The sequence below is a fragment of the Aldersonia kunmingensis genome, from assembly GCF_001646865.1.
GTDB classification, from domain to species: Bacteria; Actinomycetota; Actinomycetes; order Mycobacteriales; family Mycobacteriaceae; genus Aldersonia; species Aldersonia kunmingensis.
In genome coordinates this window covers 1-21,710 of record NZ_LRRB01000042.1, presented here as the reverse complement: position 1 = coordinate 21,710, position 21,710 = coordinate 1, and the positions used below count along the sequence as shown (strand labels likewise).

20 protein-coding genes are annotated in these 21,710 nt (G+C 65.5%); 4 read left to right on the top strand and 16 right to left on the bottom strand.

What is annotated here, in order from left to right; translation table 11 throughout:
• Nucleotides 1-77: 77 nt before the first annotated feature.
• The 12 genes from A8G08_RS03420 to A8G08_RS03365 form a co-directional block, all read right to left on the bottom strand.
• The gene (locus A8G08_RS03420) at nucleotides 78-590 is read right to left on the bottom strand and encodes a hypothetical protein (RefSeq protein ID WP_068270167.1); all 513 of its coding nucleotides are present in this window, start codon (nucleotides 588-590) and stop codon (nucleotides 78-80) included.
• Nucleotides 587-1,324, bottom strand: a complete 738-nt coding sequence (locus A8G08_RS27900) for a hypothetical protein (protein ID WP_084435912.1) — start codon at nucleotides 1,322-1,324, stop codon at nucleotides 587-589. Before A8G08_RS27900 ends, A8G08_RS03420 begins: the two co-directional genes overlap by 4 nt.
• Nucleotides 1,321-2,742: an MCE family protein gene (locus A8G08_RS03410; protein WP_068270164.1), complete on the bottom strand. Its 1,422-nt coding sequence runs from the start codon at nucleotides 2,740-2,742 to the stop codon at nucleotides 1,321-1,323. The genes A8G08_RS27900 and A8G08_RS03410 overlap by 4 nt, the downstream gene beginning before the upstream one ends.
• Nucleotides 2,739-4,004, bottom strand: coding sequence for an MCE family protein (locus tag A8G08_RS03405; RefSeq protein ID WP_425394524.1), 1,266 nt, complete (start codon nucleotides 4,002-4,004; stop codon nucleotides 2,739-2,741). Before A8G08_RS03405 ends, A8G08_RS03410 begins: the two co-directional genes overlap by 4 nt.
• On the bottom strand, nucleotides 4,001-5,272 hold the full coding sequence (locus tag A8G08_RS03400) for an MCE family protein (RefSeq protein WP_068270161.1): 1,272 nt from the start codon (nucleotides 5,270-5,272) through the stop codon (nucleotides 4,001-4,003). Before A8G08_RS03400 ends, A8G08_RS03405 begins: the two co-directional genes overlap by 4 nt.
• Complete coding sequence (locus tag A8G08_RS03395) at nucleotides 5,269-6,318, bottom strand: MCE family protein (RefSeq protein ID WP_068270158.1); 1,050 nt, start codon at nucleotides 6,316-6,318, stop codon at nucleotides 5,269-5,271. The genes A8G08_RS03400 and A8G08_RS03395 overlap by 4 nt, the downstream gene beginning before the upstream one ends.
• A complete protein-coding gene (locus A8G08_RS03390; RefSeq protein WP_068270155.1) occupies nucleotides 6,318-7,343 on the bottom strand; it encodes an MCE family protein in 1,026 nt (341 codons plus the stop codon). Before A8G08_RS03390 ends, A8G08_RS03395 begins: the two co-directional genes overlap by 1 nt.
• On the bottom strand, nucleotides 7,340-8,509 hold the full coding sequence (locus tag A8G08_RS03385) for an MCE family protein (RefSeq protein WP_068270154.1): 1,170 nt from the start codon (nucleotides 8,507-8,509) through the stop codon (nucleotides 7,340-7,342). The genes A8G08_RS03390 and A8G08_RS03385 overlap by 4 nt, the downstream gene beginning before the upstream one ends.
• Before the next feature lie 16 nt (nucleotides 8,510-8,525).
• On the bottom strand, nucleotides 8,526-9,380 hold the full coding sequence (locus A8G08_RS03380) for an MlaE family ABC transporter permease (RefSeq protein WP_068270153.1): 855 nt from the start codon (nucleotides 9,378-9,380) through the stop codon (nucleotides 8,526-8,528).
• A gap of 4 nt (nucleotides 9,381-9,384) precedes the next feature.
• Nucleotides 9,385-10,149 carry an MlaE family ABC transporter permease gene (locus A8G08_RS03375; protein ID WP_068270152.1) on the bottom strand — a complete coding sequence of 255 codons (765 nt, stop codon included), beginning with the start codon at nucleotides 10,147-10,149 and terminating at the stop codon, nucleotides 9,385-9,387.
• Nucleotides 10,150-10,377: 228 nt separating this feature from the next.
• Nucleotides 10,378-11,283 (bottom strand): 3-oxoacyl-ACP reductase, encoded by a 906-nt coding sequence (locus A8G08_RS03370; protein WP_068270149.1) that lies wholly within the window; start codon nucleotides 11,281-11,283, stop codon nucleotides 10,378-10,380.
• 58 nt (nucleotides 11,284-11,341) lie between these two features.
• Entirely contained in the window at nucleotides 11,342-11,533 is a 192-nt protein-coding gene (locus A8G08_RS03365) for a ferredoxin (protein WP_068270263.1), read from the bottom strand.
• A gap of 345 nt (nucleotides 11,534-11,878) precedes the next feature.
• Here A8G08_RS03365 and A8G08_RS03360 point away from each other — a divergent pair, with 345 nt between their 5' ends.
• Genes A8G08_RS03360 through A8G08_RS03350 form a run of 3 tightly spaced genes read left to right on the top strand, consistent with a single transcriptional unit; the run spans nucleotide 11,879 to nucleotide 15,819 of the window.
• A complete protein-coding gene (locus A8G08_RS03360; RefSeq protein ID WP_068270146.1) occupies nucleotides 11,879-13,078 on the top strand; it encodes an acyl-CoA dehydrogenase family protein in 1,200 nt (399 codons plus the stop codon).
• A gap of 28 nt (nucleotides 13,079-13,106) precedes the next feature.
• Nucleotides 13,107-14,219, top strand: a complete 1,113-nt coding sequence (locus A8G08_RS03355; RefSeq protein WP_068270143.1) for an acyl-CoA dehydrogenase family protein — start codon at nucleotides 13,107-13,109, stop codon at nucleotides 14,217-14,219.
• A 1-nt stretch (nucleotide 14,220) separates the two neighbouring features.
• Nucleotides 14,221-15,819: a long-chain-fatty-acid--CoA ligase gene (locus A8G08_RS03350; protein ID WP_068270141.1), complete on the top strand. Its 1,599-nt coding sequence runs from the start codon at nucleotides 14,221-14,223 to the stop codon at nucleotides 15,817-15,819.
• 146 nt (nucleotides 15,820-15,965) lie between these two features.
• Here the strand turns inward: A8G08_RS03350 and A8G08_RS03345 are convergent, their stop codons facing one another.
• From A8G08_RS03345 to A8G08_RS03335, 3 genes are all read right to left on the bottom strand, one after another.
• Nucleotides 15,966-17,237 carry an MFS transporter gene (locus tag A8G08_RS03345; RefSeq protein ID WP_245672599.1) on the bottom strand — a complete coding sequence of 424 codons (1,272 nt, stop codon included), beginning with the start codon at nucleotides 17,235-17,237 and terminating at the stop codon, nucleotides 15,966-15,968.
• 65 nt (nucleotides 17,238-17,302) lie between these two features.
• Nucleotides 17,303-18,418 carry an NAD(P)H-dependent flavin oxidoreductase gene (locus tag A8G08_RS03340; RefSeq protein WP_068270138.1) on the bottom strand — a complete coding sequence of 372 codons (1,116 nt, stop codon included), beginning with the start codon at nucleotides 18,416-18,418 and terminating at the stop codon, nucleotides 17,303-17,305.
• Nucleotides 18,418-20,064 (bottom strand): acyl-CoA synthetase, encoded by a 1,647-nt coding sequence (locus tag A8G08_RS03335; RefSeq protein ID WP_068270135.1) that lies wholly within the window; start codon nucleotides 20,062-20,064, stop codon nucleotides 18,418-18,420. Before A8G08_RS03335 ends, A8G08_RS03340 begins: the two co-directional genes overlap by 1 nt.
• Nucleotides 20,065-20,140: 76 nt before the next feature.
• On the opposite strand from A8G08_RS03335, the gene A8G08_RS03330 reads away from it, so the two are divergent.
• On the top strand, nucleotides 20,141-20,986 hold the full coding sequence (locus tag A8G08_RS03330; protein WP_068270127.1) for a crotonase/enoyl-CoA hydratase family protein: 846 nt from the start codon (nucleotides 20,141-20,143) through the stop codon (nucleotides 20,984-20,986).
• A gap of 83 nt (nucleotides 20,987-21,069) precedes the next feature.
• Here the strand turns inward: A8G08_RS03330 and A8G08_RS27895 are convergent.
• On the bottom strand, nucleotides 21,070-21,710 hold a 641-nt coding region (locus A8G08_RS27895), incomplete at its 5' end, for a hypothetical protein (protein ID WP_245672597.1).

Genomic DNA, 21,710 nt, shown 5'->3' with positions numbered 1-21,710 from the left:
CGCGCACCTTCTCGGGTCGCCGCGCACGCCTGGGCATGCGCGCTGACCACAGAAGGTGCGCGATCGGTTGGAGCCTTCTACAGCGGAGTCAACTCCGAGGTGAGCCAGACGCCGTCTTCCTTGTGCATGTTCATCCGGATCCGGCTGCCGGAGGCCACTGCCTGCGGGGTGTCCTTACCGGTGGTCACCTGGTTGACGAACAGCAGCACCGTCACGTCGTCGGGTGACGCGTTCACGACGCCCTTGGCCTGGACGGAGACCTTGACGGTCAGCTGCTTCTCCTTGGCGCCCGGAATGATCACCTCGTTGATGAGCTGCGCGTACTCGTCCTTGAAGTCCCCGGTCAGCCCGTCCGCGGCCTTCGGCAGCTCGGCCTCGACGGTGTCGAACTGGTAGCCAAGCATCGCCTCCGCCTGGCGTGCCGCCGCCTCGGGTGCCGCCACGCGCGCGTCTTCGGTTGCCTGGTTGTCCAGGTAGCCCGGCACCAGGAATCCGACCGCAATGGCCGCGGCGACGATCAGGACGCCGAGGACGGCAAAGACGATCCGCCGGGACTTATTCGGCTTCTTGTTGGTGGTTTCGGTACTCACGCGACGAACTCCACCTTCGAGGTCATCATCCGATCGTTCTCTTCGACGATGGTGATCCGGAGCCGGAAGTCACGCGGCTGCGGCTTGTCGGTGCCGGCGTTCGTCACCATCGAGCGCACCGCGACAAGCACGTTTCCGGTGTCACCGGCTTCGCTCTCCAGGCCGGCCTCGAGCACCTCACCGTCGGTGTTCACCTTGGCTTCGGTGACCACGCTGACGAATGGCTCCACGCGGCCGTCGAACTCCTCCTTGAACTCGCCGGTGGCGTTGTCCAGGATTCGCTGCACGTCGTCCTTGGCGGTGTCGACGTGAATGCTGGTCAGGTTCGTTGCGGAGACCTTCGCCGCCTCGATGAACTCGTTGCGCTTCTGGTCGAGCGCGTCGGCCTGCTGCTTCTCGTACGCCAGCCAGCCGGTGGTTCCGAGCAGGCCGAGCAGCACGACCACTGCGGCGATCAGACCCACGAGCTGCAGCCCGCGCCTGCCGGAGCCGGAATCACCCTCGTCGGCAACCGCCTCGACCGAAGCGGTGTCGCCGGGCGGAGGCGTTTCAGCCGGAGGATTCTCGACCGCCGAGGTGGCCGCTGCCGCCTCGGACGGCGTGGCTTTCACCGACTCGATCGGCGCGGCCTCCACGGCCCCACCGGTCTCATCGACGGGCGGACCCGATCGGCGGACGGCTCGTCGCCGCAGCCGACCATCGGATTGCTGTTCGCTGTCGTTGCTTTCCGTCATCCCTGCTGTTCCGTCATCAACGTCTGCCAGTCCGAGACCGCCTTGGGGGTACCCGAGGCGAGGTTGGGCTGGCTGTAGGTGCGTCCGTCGGGGCCGACGTACGTACCGGACGTTGGGTCGTACTGACGTGCTCCTGTTCTGGGTTGGTCGGCAGCCGGTCGATCCGTGGCTTTCGGCCCAGTGTAGGAACTAGGCGCCACGCCGGGCGCGGGCGGCTTCTGGATCGGGGGGTTGGTGCCCTCCGGCTGGAAGCCCTCGGGGCTCCTGCATTGCTCCACGGTGGCGGCCCGCTTACCGGGTACTTCCATGCAGGGTGTGTTGCGTGCGCCGCGCACCACGAACTTGCTGTCCTGCGGCGTCTTGCAATACAGGCCCGGCGGCGTCTCCGGGACGCTGAAGTCCGTCGGCGAACGCCATGCGCTCGGCGGCAGGAAGCCGGTAGTGCAGGCCGGTGGATCGCCCACCGACAGGTGGAAGTCCGCCATGGCGCCATTCTGGGGATCGCCGCGCAGGGCCGTGGTCAGCGCCGCAATCAGCGGCGGGTAGATCACCAGGACCTGCTCGAGACTGGCGTTGTAGGTCGCCGCGACCTGTCCCACGCTCACCAGGTTCCCCAGCAGCAGCGGCAGCGTCGGCTGCAACTCCTGGAACAGCCGGTTCGCGTCGGCAGCCGCGGACGGCCCGTTCTCCATGAGCGAGCGCAACTGCGGATCGCTGATGCGAAGCTGATCGGTGAACCGAACGAGGTCTGCGGTCCACGAACGGATCGCATCGCTGCTTTCGACCTGCGTGTCGAGCAACGGACCGATCTGGTCGATCAGGATCTTCGTCTGGTCGACGTTCTCGTCGGCTTCCTGGATGAGCAGGGTGGCCGAATCGAGCAGCCGCTGCAGGTCCGGTCCGGTCCCGTTGAACGCGACAAAAGCGCTGTCGACGAGTTCCTGCAGGCGGGTGTCCTTGACGCTCTGCAGCAGCCGGTCGGCCTGGTCGAGCATCGGCCCGACGTCCTGCGGCAACTTCGTGTCCTGCACCGGGATCACGTCACCCTGCGACAGGTACGGCCCACCTGAGCTCTTCGGGATGAGGTCGACGTACTGCTCACCGACGGCCGAAACGCTCTTCACCCACGCTTCGACGTCTTCGGGGATGTCGTAGCTGCTGTCGAGCGACAACTTGGCGTCGACGCCGACCGGGGTCAGCCGCACCTCTTCGACCTTGCCGATATTGGTGCCGCGGTAGGCCACGTTGGCGTGCGGGTAGAGCCCGCCGGTCGCGGCGAGTTCCACAGTCACCGAGTAGCGGCCGAAGCCGAGCATCGCGGGAACGCCGATGTAGACGATGCTCATCACGATCAAACCGATGACGGTCAGCACCGAGAAGACGAGCAGCTGCCCGCGTACGAACCGGGTCAGGTTCACCGAGCACCTCCAGTGCCTTCTGGTCGCTGCGCAGGCTCCGCGCCTGGCAGCGGAGCGGTCAGACCGGGGATCGGCGGCAGACCCGGAATATTCAGCGGCGCAGGGGCATTAGGGCTGGGCGCCGCCGCGGTGGTGGTCTGCAGCGGTCCCTGCACCGGGTCGGTCGCCCGTCCCGCGGTGTCGGTCGCCGTCGTACCGACCAGACCCTCGATGCCGCCCAGGCGGCCACCGAGCCCGGTTCCGGTCAGGAAGTTGGAGTCGAGACGCTGGTTGGTCAGGTCGATATTGATCACCAGGTTCGCGTAATCGCCCAAAAGCCACTTGTCCATGTTGGTGATCGGGAACGGGAACGTGATCAGAGCGGGCAGTGCCTCGATCAGCTTGGTGCCAGTCCGGTTGAGCGCGGTGACAATCGGCTCCAGGTCTTCGATGTCGGCCTGGAGATTATCGCCGGTCTGGTCGAGCACCGAGTTGACGGTCTCGCTCAGCCGCCCGAACGCGATCACCGCATCCGAGATGTTCTGCTGCTGCGCGACGAGCACCTGCAGCGCGGGCGGGATCTGGTCCAGCGCGGTGGCAATGGTGTCCTGCTGAGCGGCGAACTCCACCGACAGGCGATCGAGTCCATCGAGTGCGGCGACGATGTCGGCGCTCTGGTCATCGAGGCGCGTGACGAGCTCGTTCAACTGCGGGAACAGCTCCCGCACATCTCCCGCGCGGCCGTCCAGCGCCGCGTTCAGCTCGTGCGTGATGTCCTGCAGCTGCGCCAAGCCGCCGCCGTTGAGCACGACCGACAGCGAGGACAGCGTCTGCTCCGTGGTCGGGAAGACGCTTGCCCGATCGAGGGGGATTGTGTCGCCGGGTTCGAGCGTGCCCTCGGCCGGCTGATCGACCGGCGGTGCCAGCTCGACGTGATTGGAGCCGAGGAGGCTGGTCTGGCCGATCTTCGCGGTCGTGTTGGCCGGCAGCTGGACGTCGCCGTCGAGCTTCACCGTGACCAGCGCGTGCCAGTCCTGTACCTCGATCTTCGAGACCGAGCCCACCGTCACGTCGTTGACGCGGACCGGCGAATTCTGGGTCAGTGTCGTGACATTCGGCATCTGAATCATCACTTCGTACGCGCCCTCGCCGGTCCCCTCGGCACCGGGCAACGGTAGCGAGTTCAGGCCGGTCCACTCACAGCCCGCGGTGCCGAGCACCACGGCCGTGGCAACCAGGGTCACGCTCGCAGCGCGGCGCGACCTCGAGATCGTGCGGATCACCGTCCACCTCCCGGCAACATCAGCGAACCGAGATCCGTTGCACCCGACGCCGGCGTCGTGGGCGGCGTCGCGGCCCTCGCCTCGGGCGAAACCTCGTTCCGCACGCTCGGCGGCTGGTACACGATCTGGTCCGGGAACGCAGCAACGTTGCTGGCCACATTGGTCAGGATCGGCGGGTAGTTGACGATGACCGATTGGAAGATCGGCGCCAGGAACTGGCGGCACAGATCGGCCGAGCGCTGGGAATCGTTGGTCTCGGTGCCCTCGATAGCGCCGCACAGGAACGCGACCGGGTTGGCGATTTCGTTGAGGCCGATCACGCCCACCAGCGATCCCGTCGCGGGCATATAGATGTTGTAGAAGTTCGCGAGCGCGTTCGGCGCGATATGCAGCACCTGCTCGAGTTCGGGCCGCTTGTCCACGAGAACCTTTGTGGCCTGTCCCAACTGGTCGACGCCGGTGGTGAGTCGGTCATTGTTGTCGTTGATGAACCGCTGCACCTCCACGATCGCGACATCGAGATCGTTGAGTGCCTGACCCAGCTCGTCCGAACTCGACGCCAGCACATCGGAAACCGATGCCAGCCGGCCACCGAACTGGACGATCTGCTCGTTGCTGTTGGCCAGCGCCGACACGAAGACCTGCAAGTTGCGGACGGTCGCGAACAGGTCCTCACGCTTGTCGGAGAACATACCCATCGCGCGCGAAAGCTCGGTCAGAGTCGAGTTGAGCGACTCGGCGTTGCCACCGGCAAGGTTGTCCGCGGCCGCGTCGACGAAGTTGCCGAACGAGCCCTGTTCACCGTTGGCCTGCGGGCCGAGCTCAGTGGACAGCTTGGTCAGCTCAGTCTTGATCTCGTCCCATTCCACCGGAACCGCGGTGCGCTCCAACGGGATATCGTCGCCGTCTTCGAGCGTCGGCCCATCGACGTACACCGGCGCCAGCTGCACAAAGCGGCCGGACACGAGCGACTGCGCGATGATCACCGCCCGCGCGTCGGCCGGGACCTTGACGTTGCTGTCCAGCGACATCGTGACAGTGGTGGAGTCCTCGCCGGGCGAGATGTCGTCCACCTTGCCGACCTTCACGCCGAGCACACGCACATCGTCGCCCGGGTAGAGCCCGGTCGCACCGGTGAAGTGCGCGGTGACCTTATCGAAGCGCAGTGCCTGCCAGACGTTGTAGGAAATCGTGATCGCGGCGATCGCGACCACCACAATCACGACGGCGGCGATCCATTGGCGCGGGATGCTCTTGAGTCTGTTCATCGCGGCGGGTCCTGCAGCTGGATGGACGGGGGCGGGTTCGTGAGGTAGTTACGCAGATCGTCGGGCAGATGCTCCGGCCAGACGAAGGCATCGATCAGCGCCTGGAACATCTTGCCCGAACCGTAGTTCTGCACGAACGCCTGGAAATACGGACCGGAGCCGACCGCCTCACCAAGCGATGTGGCGTACGGCCCGAGTCGCACGAGCCCCTCGCCAATTGCGTCGGCGTTGCGCTGCAGCAGCGCGGTCACATTGTTGAGCCTGTCCAGCGCCGGGCCGATCACCTGTTCGTTGTCCTGCACAAATCCGGTGAGCTGCTGCGAGACAGCGGAGATGTTGGAAATCAGCTCCGCTATGGCGTCACGGCGGCGGGTGAGTTCGCCGAAGAGCTCGTTGCCGTCGAGGATCAGCGCGTTGATCTGCTGGCTGCGGTCCGCCAGCACCTTGGTAACGCCCTGTGCGTGCGTGAGCAATTCACGCAGATGCTCATCCCGGGCGTTGAGGCTGCGCGACAACCGGCTCACGCCGTCGAGCGCCTCGTGCAGCGGCGCCGGCGTATCCGCCATTGCCTCTGACATCGTGTCCAGTGCTTCATTGAGCTGCTCGGTGTCGAGATCACGAACCGTGGTCGACAGATCGCCGAGCGCATCGTTGAGCGAGTACGGCGCGTTGGTGCGCTCGATCGGAATGTTGTCGTCCCGCTCCATCCGGCCTTCACCCTCAGGGATGATCACCAGCGACTTGCGGCCAAGCACCGTATTGGTCTTGATCGCGGCCGCGGTCCGGTCGCCGAGCTTGATCTTCTCCTTGACGGTGAATCGCAAGACGACTTTTTGGCCCTCCAGCTTCACGCCGTTCACGGTGCCCACCTTGACACCGGCCACGTCGACCTGATCACCGGCGAGCAGGCCGCCCGCGTCCGCGAACTCGGCGGTGTACTCGATACCCGAACGGAAGAACGGCAAACGCTCGTACTGCAGCGTCGCGAGCACAATCGAAACGGCCACGACGATGCCGACGAGACCGATACGAATTCGGTTGTCCATCAGCCGGCACACCTTCCTGCGCTGGTATCCGCACCCGGCAAGTTGACCTTGATGATCTTGCCGTCCGGGCCGGAGAACCGTGCGGTCGTCGCGCACACGTAGAACTGGAAGAACGATCCGTAGGCGCCGACCCGAGCCAGTCGCTTGAACGCGTCCGGCAGCGCGTTGATGGTGTTCTCCAACGTTGCGCTGTTGTCGTCGAGAGTCGTTGCCAGGCCCTCGGTTTGGACCAGCGTCTCGTGCAGCGACGGGCGGGTGCCCTGCAGCAGATCTGCCAGTCGACCGGTCGCACTGGCGAGCTGTGGAATCGCAGCGCCGATCGGATCCTTGTCGGCGGCGAGGCCGCTGATCAGCCGCTGCAATTGATCGACTGTCGTGGAGAACTGGTCGCCTCGCTCGTCGACCGTCTTCAGGACAATGTTCAGGTTGTCGATCACGCTGCCGATAACGGCGTCACGATCGGCGAGCGTCTTGGTGAACGACCCGGTCTTGCCGAGCAGCGAGACGAGGGTGTCGCCCTGGCCCTGGAATACCTCGATCAGCGCCGCGGTCAGTGAATTCACCTGGTCGGGATCGAGGCCGCGCAGCAGCGGCTTGAATCCGCCGAGCAGCAGGTCCAGATCGAGCGCCGGCGCAGTCTGCTCCACCGGGATGGTGCCGTCGGAGCCGAGGTTCTCTGTGGAACCGGGTCCCTCCATGAGCTCGAGGTAGCGGTCACCGACGAGGTTCTCGTAGCGGATGGTCGCCTTGGTGCTCTGCAGCACCGGGTATTTCGTCTCGACGTCGAACTCGACGTGCGCGAGGTTGTCACTACCTACCTCGACTGAGCCCACCGTGCCGACCGGAACGCCCGCAATGCGGACCTTCGACCCGGATTTCATGCCCGAGGCGCTGGTGAAAACCGCATGGTAGTTCGTCGTACCGGCGAAGCGGGCCTGGCTGAACACGATCGCGAGCGCGGCGAAAATCAGCACCATCACCAGTGCGAACGAGACGAATTTGACGGTCGTTGCGGTGTTTTTCATCGGTGCCCCTGCGGTTCCAGTTCGCCGAAGAGGATCTGGAAGATCTTCGGACCGTTCACCTTGAACTTGGTGTTCGGCACGTACGGCACATTCGCGTTGTCAGTGACGATGAACGGCGCGTTCGGATCCTCCGGCGTCCGCTCGGGCAGGCCGGCACAGTTCGGTCCACCCGTCGCGTTGACCTTCGGCAGGCTGTCCGGATACGTGTACGGGTCGACGCCGTAGGTGAAGCCGGTGTTCAGCTGGATCGACTGTTGGTAGGTACCCATGACCAGGTTGGCCTTCGGCACCGCATTACCGAGTCCGACGATCGTGCAATACAGCGCAGGGCTGTACAGGTTCAGCAGGTCGAGCGTCGGGCGCAGGACGTTGATCGCGGTGGGCAGGTCCGGGTTGCTCAGCACGACGTTCGCGGTGTCGGCGAGACCGATCGCGTTGAGCAGCAACGCATCCAGGTTGTCCTGCTCGTCGACGATCGTGTTGCCGATTCCGGTCGCGTTCGAGACGACCTGGAGCAGGTCGGGTGCCGTGTCGGCGTACAGGTTGGTGACGTCGGCGGCCTTGGAGAAATCCTCCTGCAGCGCAGGCAGACTCGGGTTGATTTCCTTCAGGTACGAGTTTGTGTTCGACAGCAGCTCGCCGATCTGCTCGCCGCGCCCACGCAGTGCCTCGGAGATCGCGCCGAGAGTCGCATTCAGCTTCTCCGGCTCGAGCATGACGAGCACATCGGACAGGTGCTGGAACAGCGTGTTGAACTCGACGGTGACGCTATCGGCCGGCACAGTCGCACCCGCCTCCAGTGCCTCCGAGTCGGGTTCGGCCGGCGGCACGAAGTTGATGTACTTGGCGCCGAACACGGTGGTGGAGCGGATGTTCACGGTCGAATTGGCCGGGATCATCTCGAGCTTGTCCGGGTTCATATCGAGGTGGAGCACGGCCTCTTCGCCGTTCTCGGTGATCGATGCGACGCGGCCGACCTCGACTCCGCGCATCTTCACCTTCGCCTGCGGGTCCATAACCAGGCCCGCACGCGGCGAAACGACCGTCACCGGAACCGTCTCGGTGAAACCGCCGACGAACATCGTCAGCGACACCGTCACGACACCGGCCAGCGCGACCACCAGCCCGAGGGCGGCCAGCCGCTTGAACCAGGACTTCTCGCTCATCTCACCCCCTCGTGTTCTAGCCGGAAAGATTGAAGTTGCCGGACATGCCGTAGATCGCCAGCGAGATCAGCAGGGTCACGGTGACCACCGCGATCAGCGAGGCCCGGACGGCGTTACCGACGGCGACGCCGACGCCGACCGGTCCACCGGTCGCGTTGTAGCCGTAGTAGGTGTGAATCATCATGACCGCCAACGCCATCACGATCGCCTGGACGAAGGACCACAAGATGTCCGTCGGTATCAGGAACGTCGAGAAGTAGTGGTCGTACAGACCCCCGGACTGCCCGTACAGCAGGACGGTCGCAAACCGGGACGCGAGGAACGACGCGATTACCGCGAGCGCATATAGCGGAACGATGGCGATCATGCCTGCCACCACGCGGGTCGAAACCAGATACGGGATCGACGGGATCGCCATGGTTTCCAGCGCGTCGATCTCTTCCGAGACCCGCATAGCGCCCAGCTGCGCGGTGGATCCCGCGCCGATCGTCGCGGCAAGACCGATGCCCGCGATCACCGGCGCTGCGATACGCACGTTGATGAACGCGGCGAAGAAGCCGGTCAGTGATTCGACGCCGATGTTGCCCAGCGAGCTGTAGCCCTGCACCGCGATCGTGCCGCCGGTGAACAGCGTCAGGAAGCCGACGATCACGACGGTGCCGCCGATCACGGCAAGCGCACCGGTGCCCATCGAGATCTCGGCGATCAGCCGGATCGTCTCGCGCGGGTAATGCATGATCGCCCTTGGCGCGGAGCCGATCGACTTGCCGTAGAAGACGGCGTGCTCGCCCAGGTTGTCGACAGCACCCATCGTGCGGCGGTATTGCCGCCGCACTGCCGGGAACCGGTAGTTGAGGGATTCGGCAACCATCAGATCACCCAGCCGTCAGCTTGATACCGACCGCGGTCACGACGACGTTCACCACGAACAACGCCATGAATGCGAATACGACGGTCTGATTCACTGCGTCTCCCACGCTCTTCGGGCCACCGCGCACGTTCAGCCCCAGATAGCAGGCCATCAAGCCCGCGATCAGGCCGAACAGGCCGGCCTTCACCTCGGAGATGATCAGCTCGCCCAGCCCGGTCAGCAGCGTGATCCCGTTGACGAACGCACCGGGATTGACGCCCTGCAGAAACACCGAGAAGAGAAAACCGCCCAGGATGCCGATAGTGCAGACCAGGCCGTTGAGCAGCAGTGCCACGACCATCGAGGCCAGCACACGCGGCACAACCAGTCGCTGGATCGGGTCGATGCCGAGGACTCGCATCGCGTCGATCTCTTCGCGAATTGTTCGCGCGGCAAGATCCGCGCAGATTGCGGTAGCACCTGCCCCCGCGACGATCAGCACGGTGACGATCGGTCCGACCTGGGTCACCGACCCGAGGGCCGCACCCGCACCGGACAAATCCGCCGCACCGATTTCCCGCAGCAGGATATTGATCGTGAAGCTCACCAGCACCGTAAACGGGATCGCGACAAGCAGCGTCGGGATAATCGATACCCGCGCTACGAACCACGACTGATCGATGAACTCACGTCCCTGAAACGGACGGCGAAGCGACGCTCTTGCGGTATCCGCTGTGATGTCGAAGAATCCACCCACCGCGCGCAACGGAACCGCCAGGAGGTCGTTCAACCCTGTCCCTCCCTCCGGCGATCACGGTATCCGATTGTGGTCCAGGTCATATTACTGGAACACGTTCGGCTGTCAATTAGTGCGTGCGCAGCGCTCTGATCTGCCCTTATGCAGATCAGGCACCGCGTCTTTTAGAACAGATACAACGCCCCATTTTGGCGTCCCGTCGCGCCGATCTCGCCGGCCAGCAAAAGCGCAGCAAATTGGGGCGCAACGGGCGAGCATCGACTAGTCGAGCTTGAGTGCCTGACTGGCCGAAAAGGTCTGTGCAGGATCGCGATCGGCGAAGTACCGACCCATCTCCCCCGCAAGAGCCTCGGGCGACCACTCTCCGCCGGCCGCGTCGAATCGCGTCTCGACGGTGGGTGCCGCCATCAGCGCGACCATGCCGCCGTAAACGACGAAGAGCTGTCCGTTCACGCCCTCGGCGGCCGGGGAGGCCAGGTAGGTGACCAGCGTGGCGACGTGATCCGGCGAAAGCGGATCGACCTCGCCCTCGGGCGCACCACCGAAGACACCCTCGGTCATCGCGGTCCGTGCACGCGGCGCGATCGCGTTCGCACGCACGCCGAAACGCGACATGCCACGCGCTGCCGACAGCGTCAGGGCGGTGATGCCGGCCTTGGCCGCACCGTAGTTGGGCTGACCCTCGGGACCGAGAAGCCCGGCTTCCGAAGAGGTGTTGATCAGGCGTCCGTAGACCGGCGCACCGGTTTCCTTCGACTTCGCGCGCCAGTACGCACCCGCATTGCGGGTCATCAGGAAATGACCGCGCAGGTGGACGGCGATGACGAGATCCCACTCCTCGTCGGACATGTTGAAGAGCATCCGGTCGCGGACAACGCCGGCGTTGTTCACGACGATGTCCACACCGCCGAACTGCTCGTCCGCAGTCGCCATCAGCGCATCCGCGGTTGCCCGCTCGGCGATATTGCCCGCGACGAACTCCGCCTTCGCACCCGCGGCACGGATCTCGGCGATCGTGTCCGCCACCGTGTCGTTGAGGGCGAGGTCGTTGACGATCACCGAAGCGCCCGCCTTGCCGAGCGCGATTGCTTCCGCGCGTCCCAGCCCGGCGCCCGCGCCGGTGACGATTGCTACTTTGCCGTCCAGATTCGTTACAGGCTCGCTCACCGCGCCGACTCTAGAACCTGTTTCAGTTTCGGGCAAGAGCGGAAATTGCCCGAGGCGGTCAGGCCTGCTCGTTCAGCGCGGCCTTCGGGCACTGCGCGATCGCGGCGCGCGCATCCTCAACGCGATCCGCCGGCACGTCGCCCTCGAGGACGTGCAGTTCATCGTTGTCGTCGAGATCGAACAAGTCAGGGGCCACCCCGACACACACGCCGTTGGCCTCGCACTGATCCCAGTCAACACCGATCTTCACCGTCTGCCTCCATACCTTCACGCTGTTCCGTAGCGCCGGCACGCGCCTCACTAGGGCCGTCCGGTCGCCGATGCAATTCAGACTAGAACCTGTTTCACCGCCTATGCAATGATTGGGTCGCTTGCGAGAACCTGTTCTAGTGCCGCGTCAGGAGGTAGGCGCGGTTATCCGTGGATGCAGGGGGTCGCCGGCAAGGCGGAGGAGGAGCCGATACCGGGTTTGTATCGGCGACGACGACAACGCGGCCAGCGTCGGCCTGGGCCGCGGAGAACCCGTCGGACCTTCCTTGACGGGGCACTAAAACCGGTGTAGACGCCCGGGGAGAGCACAGCGGAAGAGGAACGAATGCGAATCACCTATACCGAGGAGCAGCAGCGCCTCCGGGAAGAGCTGCGCGAGTACTTCGCGAAGCTGATCACTCCGGAGCGTCGCGAGGCCCTCAGCGCCCAGACCGGCGAATACGGCACGGGCAACGTGTACCGCGACGTCGTGCGCGAAATGGGCCACGACGGTTGGCTCACCCTCGGCTGGCCGAAGGAGTACGGCGGCCAGGACCGCTCGATGCTCGACCAGCTGATCTTCACCGACGAGGCTGCCATCGCGGGCGCCCCGGTGCCGTTCCTGACGATCAACTCGGTCGCCCCGACGATCATGCATTACGGCAGCGAGGAGCAGAAGAAGTTCTTCCTGCCAAAGATCTCGGCCGGTGAACTGCACTTCTCGATCGGTTACTCCGAGCCCGGCGCCGGCACCGACCTGGCCAGCCTGCGCACCACCGCGGTGCGCGACGGCGACGACTTCATCATCAACGGCCAGAAGATGTGGACCAGCCTGATCCCCTACGCCGACTACGTGTGGCTGGCGTGCCGGACCGATCCGACGGCCAAGAAGCACAAGGGCATCACGATGTTCATCGTGCCGACCACCGCCGAGGGCTTCTCCTACACGCCGGTGCACACGATGGCCGGCCCGGATACCAGCGCGACCTACTACCAGGACGTTCGCGTCCCGGCGACCTCGATCGTCGGCGCCGAGAACGGTGGCTGGGGGCTGATGACCAACCAGCTCAACCACGAGCGCGTCGCACTGACTTCCGCGGGCGCGCTACAGCTCGCCGTGAGCGAGGTGCTCGACTGGGCGCAGAACACGAAGACCGCGAACGGCACTCGTGTCATCGACCAGGAATGGGTGCAGATCAACATCGCCCGCGTACACGCCAAGGTCGAGTACCTGAAGCTGATGAACTGGGAGATCGCCTGGGGCGCCTCGCAGGGCGGCGAGAGTGCGCACGCTCCTGCGAAATGGGATGCCTCGGCCTGCAAGGTCTACGGCACCGAACTGGCCACCGAGGCCTACCGCCTGCTCATGGAGGTGCTCGGCCCGATCTCGACACTGCGGCAGGGTTCGCGTGGCGTCGCGCTGCGCGGCCGGCTCGAGCGCATGCACCGCTCGGCGCTGATTCTGACCTTCGGCGGCGGCACCAACGAGGTGCAGCGCGACATCATCGCGATGACCGCGCTCGCCCAGCCCCCGGCCAAGCGCTGATCCCGGAATCTTTGGAACGCGAGGAATCATGGACTTCACTCCAACCGAGGCGCAGCAGGACCTCGAAGAACTGACCCGGCAGATCGTGGACAAGCTCGCCACGCCGGAGCGGCAGCGCGAACTCGACCGCGTCGACGGCGGCCGCTTCGATGACGCGCTGTGGCGCGCGCTCGCAGAGGCGGGCGTGCTCGCCTCTGCCCTGCCCGAAAACGTCGGCGGCAGCGGCCTCGGCGTGCTCGAGCAGACCACGGTGCTGCGCGAACTCGGCCGCAAGCTGGCCGCCGTTCCGTACCTGCCGTCCATCGTGATCAGCGCGGCGACGCTGGCCGAGTTCGGCAACGACGCGCAGCGCGAGCTCGCTCAGCGGGCCGGCACCGGCGAGGACGTTCTCACCGCGGCCCTGGCCGAGGAAATGAATTACGACCTCTCCGCGCCGGTCACCCGCGCAGAGAACATCGACGGCGCCTGGGCGCTGACCGGCACGAAGATCACCGTCCCGGTCGCCGACCGGGCCGCGCGGATCCTCGTGTCCGCCGCAACCAATGCCGGTGTCGCGGTGTTCGTCGTCGATCCCTCCGCCGAGGGTGTCGTCGTGTCCGCGCAGGACGTCGTCGACTACAGCCCCGAGTTCATCGTTGAGCTCAATCGGGCGTCCGGTGAGCTGGTCGGCACCGTGGAGCAGGGCTCTGAGGTGCTCGACTTCGTGTTGACCCGCGCCGCGGTGGGTCTCACGGCAAGCCAGCTCGGCACCCTCGAAGAGGCACTGAAGCTGGTCGCCGACTACGCCCGCGAGCGGGTTCAGTTCGAGCGCCCGATCGGCAGCTTCCAGGCCGTGGCGCAGCGACTCGCCGACGCCTACATCGACGTGAAGGGCGTGCGCCTCGCGCTCACCCAGGCGGCGTGGGCGATCTCCGAAGGACTGCCCGCCGAGGCCGAGGTTCGGACGGCGAAATTCTGGGCCGCCGATGCCGGACATCGTGTCTCGCACACCGTGATTCACGTGCACGGCGGCGTCGGCCTGGATCGGGAACACCCGGTGCACCGCTACTTCCTGGCCGCCAAGCACAACGAGTTCGCGCTCGGCTCGGCGACCGATCAGCTGCGTGGGCTCGGGGCCATCCTCGCGGCCACCCCAGCCTGAGGTGACTGCTCCCGCTCCTGCCACCGTCACCGAGCTGCTTCTGCGGCTCGGTGACGTGCACGATCGCGGCCTCGCCACCGTCGACGCCACTCCGGACGAGACGGGCGAGGTCGCTTGGTCGTGGGCGGAGCACGTTCAGCTCAGCGCCGACCGAGCCGCGTTGCTCGACGCGCTTCTCGACGGTGACGGGCCCCGACATTTCGGCGTCCTGCTCGACAACGTGCCGGAGTTCTCCTTCCTGCTCGGTGCCGCGGCACTGTCGGGAAGCGTTCTGGTCGGGCTTAATTCGACCCGGCGCGGCGAGGCGCTGGCCCGCGACATTCGGCACGCCGACTGCCGCATCGTGGTCACGAACACCCGCAATCGCGAGCTGCTCGACGGTCTCGACCTCGGCGATATCGCGGTGCTGGACATCGATTCCGATGAGTGGGCGGCACTTCTCGAACCTCATCGCAGCAGCCCGATTCCCAACCCAGCGGCCGATCCCGAGGATCTGCTGATGCTGGTCTTCACCTCGGGCACCAGCGGCGATCCCAAGGCGGTGCGCTGCACGCATCGCAAGATCGCGTTCCCCGGGACGATGCTCTCCGAGCGTTTCGGCCTTGGTACGTCCGATGTGGTGTACCTGGCGATGCCGATGTTCCATTCGAATTCGATCATGGCCGGCTGGTCGGTCGGCCTTGCCGCGGGCGCGGGAATCGCGCTGCGGCCCAAGTTCTCTGCGTCGCGTTTCCTCCGTGACGTCCGCAGGTTCGGCGCGACGTACGCCAACTACGTCGGCAAGCCACTCAGCTATGTGCTCGCCACCCCTGAGCAGCCAGACGACGCGAACAACTCGCTGCGCTTCATGTACGGCAACGAGGGATCCTCCGGAATCGTCGACCAATTCTCCCGCCGGTTCGACGTGCGCGTCTCCGACGCGTTCGGCTCCACCGAGGGCGGCGTCGCCATCTCCCCCGATCCCGCCGCACCCGCAGGTGCGCTCGGCCGGCTTCCGGCCGGTGTCGCGATTCTCGACCGGGACGGAAATGTCTGCGCCCCGGCAGAGTTCGATGCCGATGGCCGACTGATCAACGGCGATGTGGCAATCGGAGAACTGGTCAACACCAACGGGCCTGGCGCGTTTGCCGGCTACTACAACGATCCGGACGCGGATGCCGACCGTATGCGCGACGGCAAGTACTACAGCGGCGACCTCGGCTACCTCGACGTGGATGGCTTCGTCTACTTCGCCGGCCGCACCTCGGGGTGGTTGCGTGTTGACGGCGAGAACCTCGCAGCCGCGCCTATCGAGCGAATCCTGCTGCGCTATCCGGCCTTCCGACGTGTCGCTGTTTACGCCACACCGGACCCGGCCGGCGGCGACCAGGTGATGGCCGCAGTGGTGCCGGACGGCGACTTCGACGCCGCTCAGTTCGCGAAATTCCTCGGCGCCCAGCCGGACCTCGGGCCAAAGCAGTGGCCGCGGTTCGTGCGCGTGTGCGCCGATCTCCCCCAGACCGCGACATTCAAGGTGCTCACCCGGGTGCTTGCCGCAGAGGGCACGCAGTGCAACGACCCGATGTGGATCCGGTCCGGCGATGGGTTCGAGCGCGCCTAAGCAGTCCCAACGGGTGCAAATCTTCCAAACGGGGGCGAAACGTCGCACCCACGAACAAGTTTTGCACCGGTGAGCAGTGCCCAAACGGGTGCGAATCTTCCAAACGGGGGCGAAACTTCGCACCCACGAACACAATTCGCACCCGTTTAGCGCGCGTTCGCGTTGACACTTTCGCGCGGCGCAGACTGTGCGATGGTCCGCGTCAGCACGATCGGCGTGCACAGCAAGAGGATCCCGGCGACCGCAATGGCGATGCGCGGTCCCGTGAAATGCGCGAGCAGCCCCCACAGCAGGGTGAGCGCGGCGGTGCTGAGGCTCGTGGTGATCGACCACGCGGCGAGCACCCGCGTGCGGCGTCCGGCGTCGACCGTGTTCAACCGGTAGGCCGCGAAGACCGGGTTGAAAATGCTTGCGCAGATGATCAATCCGAGTTCGGTGATCATCACGATCGCAAGGCCTGCGGGACCCGGTTGGACGAACACCAACCCGAGCAGCCAACACGCCCGCAGCGTGCCGAACACCCGGATCGCCGATTGCTGGCCCAATCGGAGGGAAATTCGCGGCGCCAGTCGCGAACCAATCAGACCGCCAATGCATGGCACGGCGAACACGAGGCCGTACTGCCAGGCCGAGAAGCCGAGGTGTCCGAGCATCAGGACCGCCAGCAACGGTTCGGTGGCCATGATCAGGCCATTGACGGCCATGGTGTTGACGAACAGTCGGCGCAGCGTGCGGTGCGCGAGGATGTAGCGCCAGCCCTCGGCGATGCTGCTCCACCGATTCGACTGCGTCATCCGCCGGACCGGCGGCATCTCACGCTGCCGGATCGCGACGATGCCGAGCGCGGATAGCAAGTAGCTGACCGCGTCGAGAAGGATCGTGACGACCGGACCCAAGAGGCCGATCGCGAGACCGCCGAGCGGTGGCCCGACGATCGTGGCCGACCATGTTGCGGCTTCGAATCGACTCGTCGCCAACACAATTCGGTCCTCGGGGAGGATCGACTTGAGATAACTTCCGCTCGCCGCGGTGAACACGATCTTCGCGGCCGCCGCGACGATGGAGACCGCCAGCAGTTGCGGGAACGTCAGTACACCCAGCCAATAGGCGATGGGTATCGTAACGAGCGCCGCGAATCGGCAGACATCCGCCGCGATCATCACCGGCCGCTTCTCGCGAACCTCCATCCACGGCCCGAGCGGCACTGCCAGCAGCGCGCCGATCGCCAACCCGAATGACGACAGTGCCGCGACTTCCACCGGGCTGGCATGTAGTACCTGAATGGCGACGATAGCGAATGCGCCGAATCCGAGCCCGGTTCCATACGCGCTGGCCGCGTAGGACGCCCACAACCACGCGAACGGCCGTCCCAGGTCTGCTCGGCCAATTCGCACGCCGACCATCTTCGCGTCTGCCACCGACAGCAAACGCAAAATGCGCGGCTGCTGATACAGCCGCGCATTCGCGTGTGTTGCTTGTGGAACTACTTCTCGCGCGCACCCTGGATGCGGTCGGCAGCCTCGTCGAACTCGCGCAGGAGCTCGGCGAAGATGTCGGCGACCGGCTTGATCTCGTTCATCCGACCGATGATCTGACCTGCCGGCATGGCGACCACATCGGGGTCGGTGGAGGCCGAGATGCGCTGGTGCGCCTCGCTGACGAGGAGATTCTGCAGCGGCATCGGCAGCGCCTCGGGCGCATCCGGCGCGGCCCAGGCCTGGGTCCACTTGGTCTTGAGCAGACGGGCGGGCTTGCCGGAATAGATCCGAGTGCGCACCGTGTCGGCCGAGGTGGCCTTCAGCAGCGCGCGCTGGGTGGTCGAGATTCCATTCGCGGCACTGCCGAGCCGGTACTCGGCGGCGGTGAGCCAGTAAGAGCCCATCCAGACGCCCGACGCACCGAGTGCAAGGGCCGCGGCGATCTGCCGACCGCTGCCGACTCCGCCTGCGGCAAGGACGTTTTCGCCACCGACCGCGTCGACGATCTCGGGCCACAGCACCATCGAGGCGATCTCACCGGTGTGCCCACCGGCCTCGTAGCCCTGCGCGATCACGAGATCGACACCGTTCTCCCGGTGCCGCTTGGCATGCTCGACCGCGCCCGCGAGCGCCGCGACGGGCACGCCGTGCTCATGAGCCTGCGCAATGACATCCGGCGGCGGCGAGCCGAGCGCGTTGGCGATCAGCTTGATCGGGTGCTTGAGCGCGACGTCCACGTGCGAGCGGGCCACCGAGTGCAGCCAGCCGAGAACGCCCGTTGCATGCTCCGCGCTGGTGTCCAGCGGCGGCACGTTCAGCTCGGCGAGCGTGCGCTCGACGAACGCTCGGTGCTCGGCCGGAATCAGCTGGTCGAGGTCGACGGCTTTGCCCTCGGTGGGCACCTTCGCCGGCATGACGATGTCGACGCCGTACGGCTTGCCGTCGGTGTTCTCGTCCATCCAGGTCAGGACTTCGTCGAGCTCATCGGCGTCGTTGAACCGCACGCAGCCGAGCACACCCATGCCGCCGGCACGGGTGACGGCGGCCGCCACGTCCTGCGAGGGCGTGAACGCGAAGATCGGGTATTCGATGCCGAACCGGTCGCACAGGGGTGAACGCATCAGACCGACTCCGCCTGCTTCGGCGCCTCGGCGACCTCGTCCGCGGGACGGGACTCCGCCTGCTCCTTGGCCCACTTGTAGTCGGGCTTGCCGGCCGGCGAGCGCTTGATCTCGTCGACGAACCAGAACGAACGCGGGAACTTGTAGGAGGCGATCTCCTTCTCGAGGACCGGACGCAGCTCGGCGAACGTCGGGCGCTTGCCCTCACGCGGGTGGATGACCGCGGCGACCCGCTGGCCCCAACGCTCGTCCGCCACGCCGACGACGATCGCGTCGAACACGTCCGGGTGCGCCTTCAGCGCGCCCTCGACCTCTTCGGGGTAGATCTTCTCGCCGCCACTGTTGATGCTCACCGAGCCGCGGCCCAGCATGGTGACGGTGAGGTCCTCCTCGACCCGCGCGAAGTCGCCGGGGATGGAGTAGCGAACGCCGTGGAACTCCTTGAACGTCGCCTTGGTCTTCTCCTCGTCCTTGTAGTAACCGAGGGGGATGTGACCCTTGCGCGCGATGAAGCCGATCTCACCGGAGCCCGGCGTGACCGGGTAGCCGTCGTCGTTGAGGACCGTGGTGGAGGCATCCATCTTGACGCGCGGCCCGCCGTCGTGCTGGCCCTTCGTCACGGTGCTGAGTCCACCGAAGCCGGTCTCGGATGAACCGATCGAGTCGGTGATCATGCGGTTCGGGAGCAGATCGACGTACTCGTCCTTGAGGGCCGGCGAGAACAGCGCCGCACTCGAGGCCATCATCCAGAGCGTCGACAGGTCGTAGGGTTCGCCCGTGTTCGGGTTGCCTTCCTTCAGCGCGTCGAGCATCGGGCGCGCCATCGCGTCACCGGTGATGAAGATCAGGTTGATCTTGTGGTTGTCGATCGCCTGCCACACGCCGTGCGCGTCGAAGTCTGGGATCATCACGCACTTGCTGCCGGCAAAGAGGCTCTGGAACGTGGCCCACTGCGAGCCGCCGTGAATCATCGGCGGGATCGGGAAGCGCGTCATCGGCGGGTTCTCAGCGCCCTGTCGCGCGAGCTCCCACTCGTCGTTGACGTACTCGCCGGTGAGGAAGTTGATGCCGCCGCCGAGCACGCGCCAGACGTCCTCGTGCCGCCACATGACGCCCTTGGGCATGCCGGTGGTGCCACCGGTGTAGAGCATGTAGATGTCGTCGCCGCTGCGCTCTTCGAAATCACGCTCGGGCGAGGACTGCGCGAGGGCAGCCTCGTACTCGATGCCATCGAATGCCTCGTCGGTGCCGTCCTCGACCACGACGGTGGTCTTCAGCGCCGGAGTGCGCCCGATGACCGCGGCCACCTTCGACGAGTAGCGGCGCTCGTGCACGAGGGCCACCATGTCCGAATTGTCGAAAATGTAATGCAACTCGTTCTCGACGTAGCGGTAGTTCACGTTCACCATCACCGCGCGCAGCTTGAAGATGGCGATCATCGCCTCGATGGCCTCGCACGTATTGCGCGAGTAGATGCCCACCTTGTCGCCGGCTACAACACCTTGTTCCTGCAGGTAGTGGGCCAAACGGTTGGCCCGGTCCTCCAGCTGCGCGTAGGTCACCTCATGGTGGTCGTCAGCGAGTACGACACGCTCCGGCATGAGATCGATAGCGTGTTCGACAAGGTCTGCGATGTTGTAAGCCACGGCCTAAAAATAGAACGTGTTACCGTTTCGTGCAAGACGCCCGGAGACCTACCTCACACCTGTATCGGAGCAGCCAGTGTCCTCCCCATCCGACACCACCGCAACCAACTCCACCGAGGCAGCGCAGCCGCACTGCCTGGTCGAGAAGCGCGGCAACGTGCTGATCGTGACGATGAACCGTCCCGAGGCCCGCAACGCGCTCTCTGCCGAGATGACCGCGATCATGCGCGACGCCTGGGACCAGGTGGACAACGATCCCGAGATCCGCGTCGCAATCCTGACCGGTGCCGGCGGAGCGTTCTGTGCTGGTGCCGATCTCAAGGCGATGACGCAGAGCCACCCCGGCGACTCGTTCGGTAAGGGCACCGGCGGCAGCGGGCTGATGGACATGTCCCGCATCGACGCACTGCTCAAGGGCCGTCGCCTGACCAAGCCGCTCATCGCGGCGGTCGAGGGCCCGGCCATCGCCGGCGGCACCGAAATCCTCCAGGGCACCGACATCCGCGTCGCCGGTGAAAGCGCCAAGTTCGGCGTCTCCGAGGCCAAGTGGAGCCTCTACCCGCTCGGTGGTTCCGCGGTCCGCCTCGTGCGCCAGGTTCCGTACACCATCGCCGCCGACATTCTGTTGACCGGCCGTCACATCACCGCCCCCGAGGCGCTGGAGATGGGCCTCATCGGCCACGTCGTTCCGGACGGCCAGGCGCTCACCAAGGCACTCGAGCTCGCCGAGATCATCGCGAACAACGGCCCGCTCGCCGTGCAGGCCATCCTGCGCACCATCCGGGAGACCGAGGGCATGCAAGAGAACGAGGCGTTCAAGCTCGACGCCGAGATCGGTATCGCGGTCTTCAAGTCCGCCGATGCCAAGGAAGGCCCGAAGGCGTTCAAGGAGAAGCGGAAGCCGAACTTCGAGGGCAAGTAAGTCCTCGATCGCACTCCCGCTGCACTCCCTCTGGGCGGAGTGAACGGAAGCGTTCACTCCGTCTAACTCAACAAATCTTCCGTTCACGACGCCGCCCGAGGTCGGATCGAAACACGCGGACGCGGGCGCTGTGCAGCGAGCTCATAATGAGCCCGAAGGTTGCGCAGCGTCCGCTCTGGCGTTTTCAGGATCATTGTTGGTGCAGTAGAGAACACGATGATGCCGTGCGATTGCATTACCGCTCGCCGTTCGAGCGTCGCGCGATAATGGGTGGGCGATAGATGCCATGCGAACGAGTCGATCTCCCACGCGAATGCGACCGAATCAATCCACCCATCTGGACGTGCAATGAACCGTCCCCGGGCGTCGTACACGTCGACATTGAAGACCATCTCGGGTAGCCCACTGCGGGACCACAATTCGCGTGCTTCGATCTCCGCCACCGAGTGAACGTCCGCACCGACCTCGGAGATCGCGATTCGCGGTAACGCCGAGCCCCGATTACTCCCATCCTCGAGCTCGACGGCGAGGTCTGGGACTGATGTCGCCCCGCGCTGGACCGCGCGTGCGATCACGTCCCGCGTCGTATCGAGCGTCGTCGTTCGCCTCGCCGCATCCACGACGGCTCGAGCGATCGGTGCGCACGGGAGGCCACTGCGCATCTCTGGGTGCGGAAGTCTCGTTGTCCGTTCGACATACAAGAAGTCCCGAGATTGCACGCGTC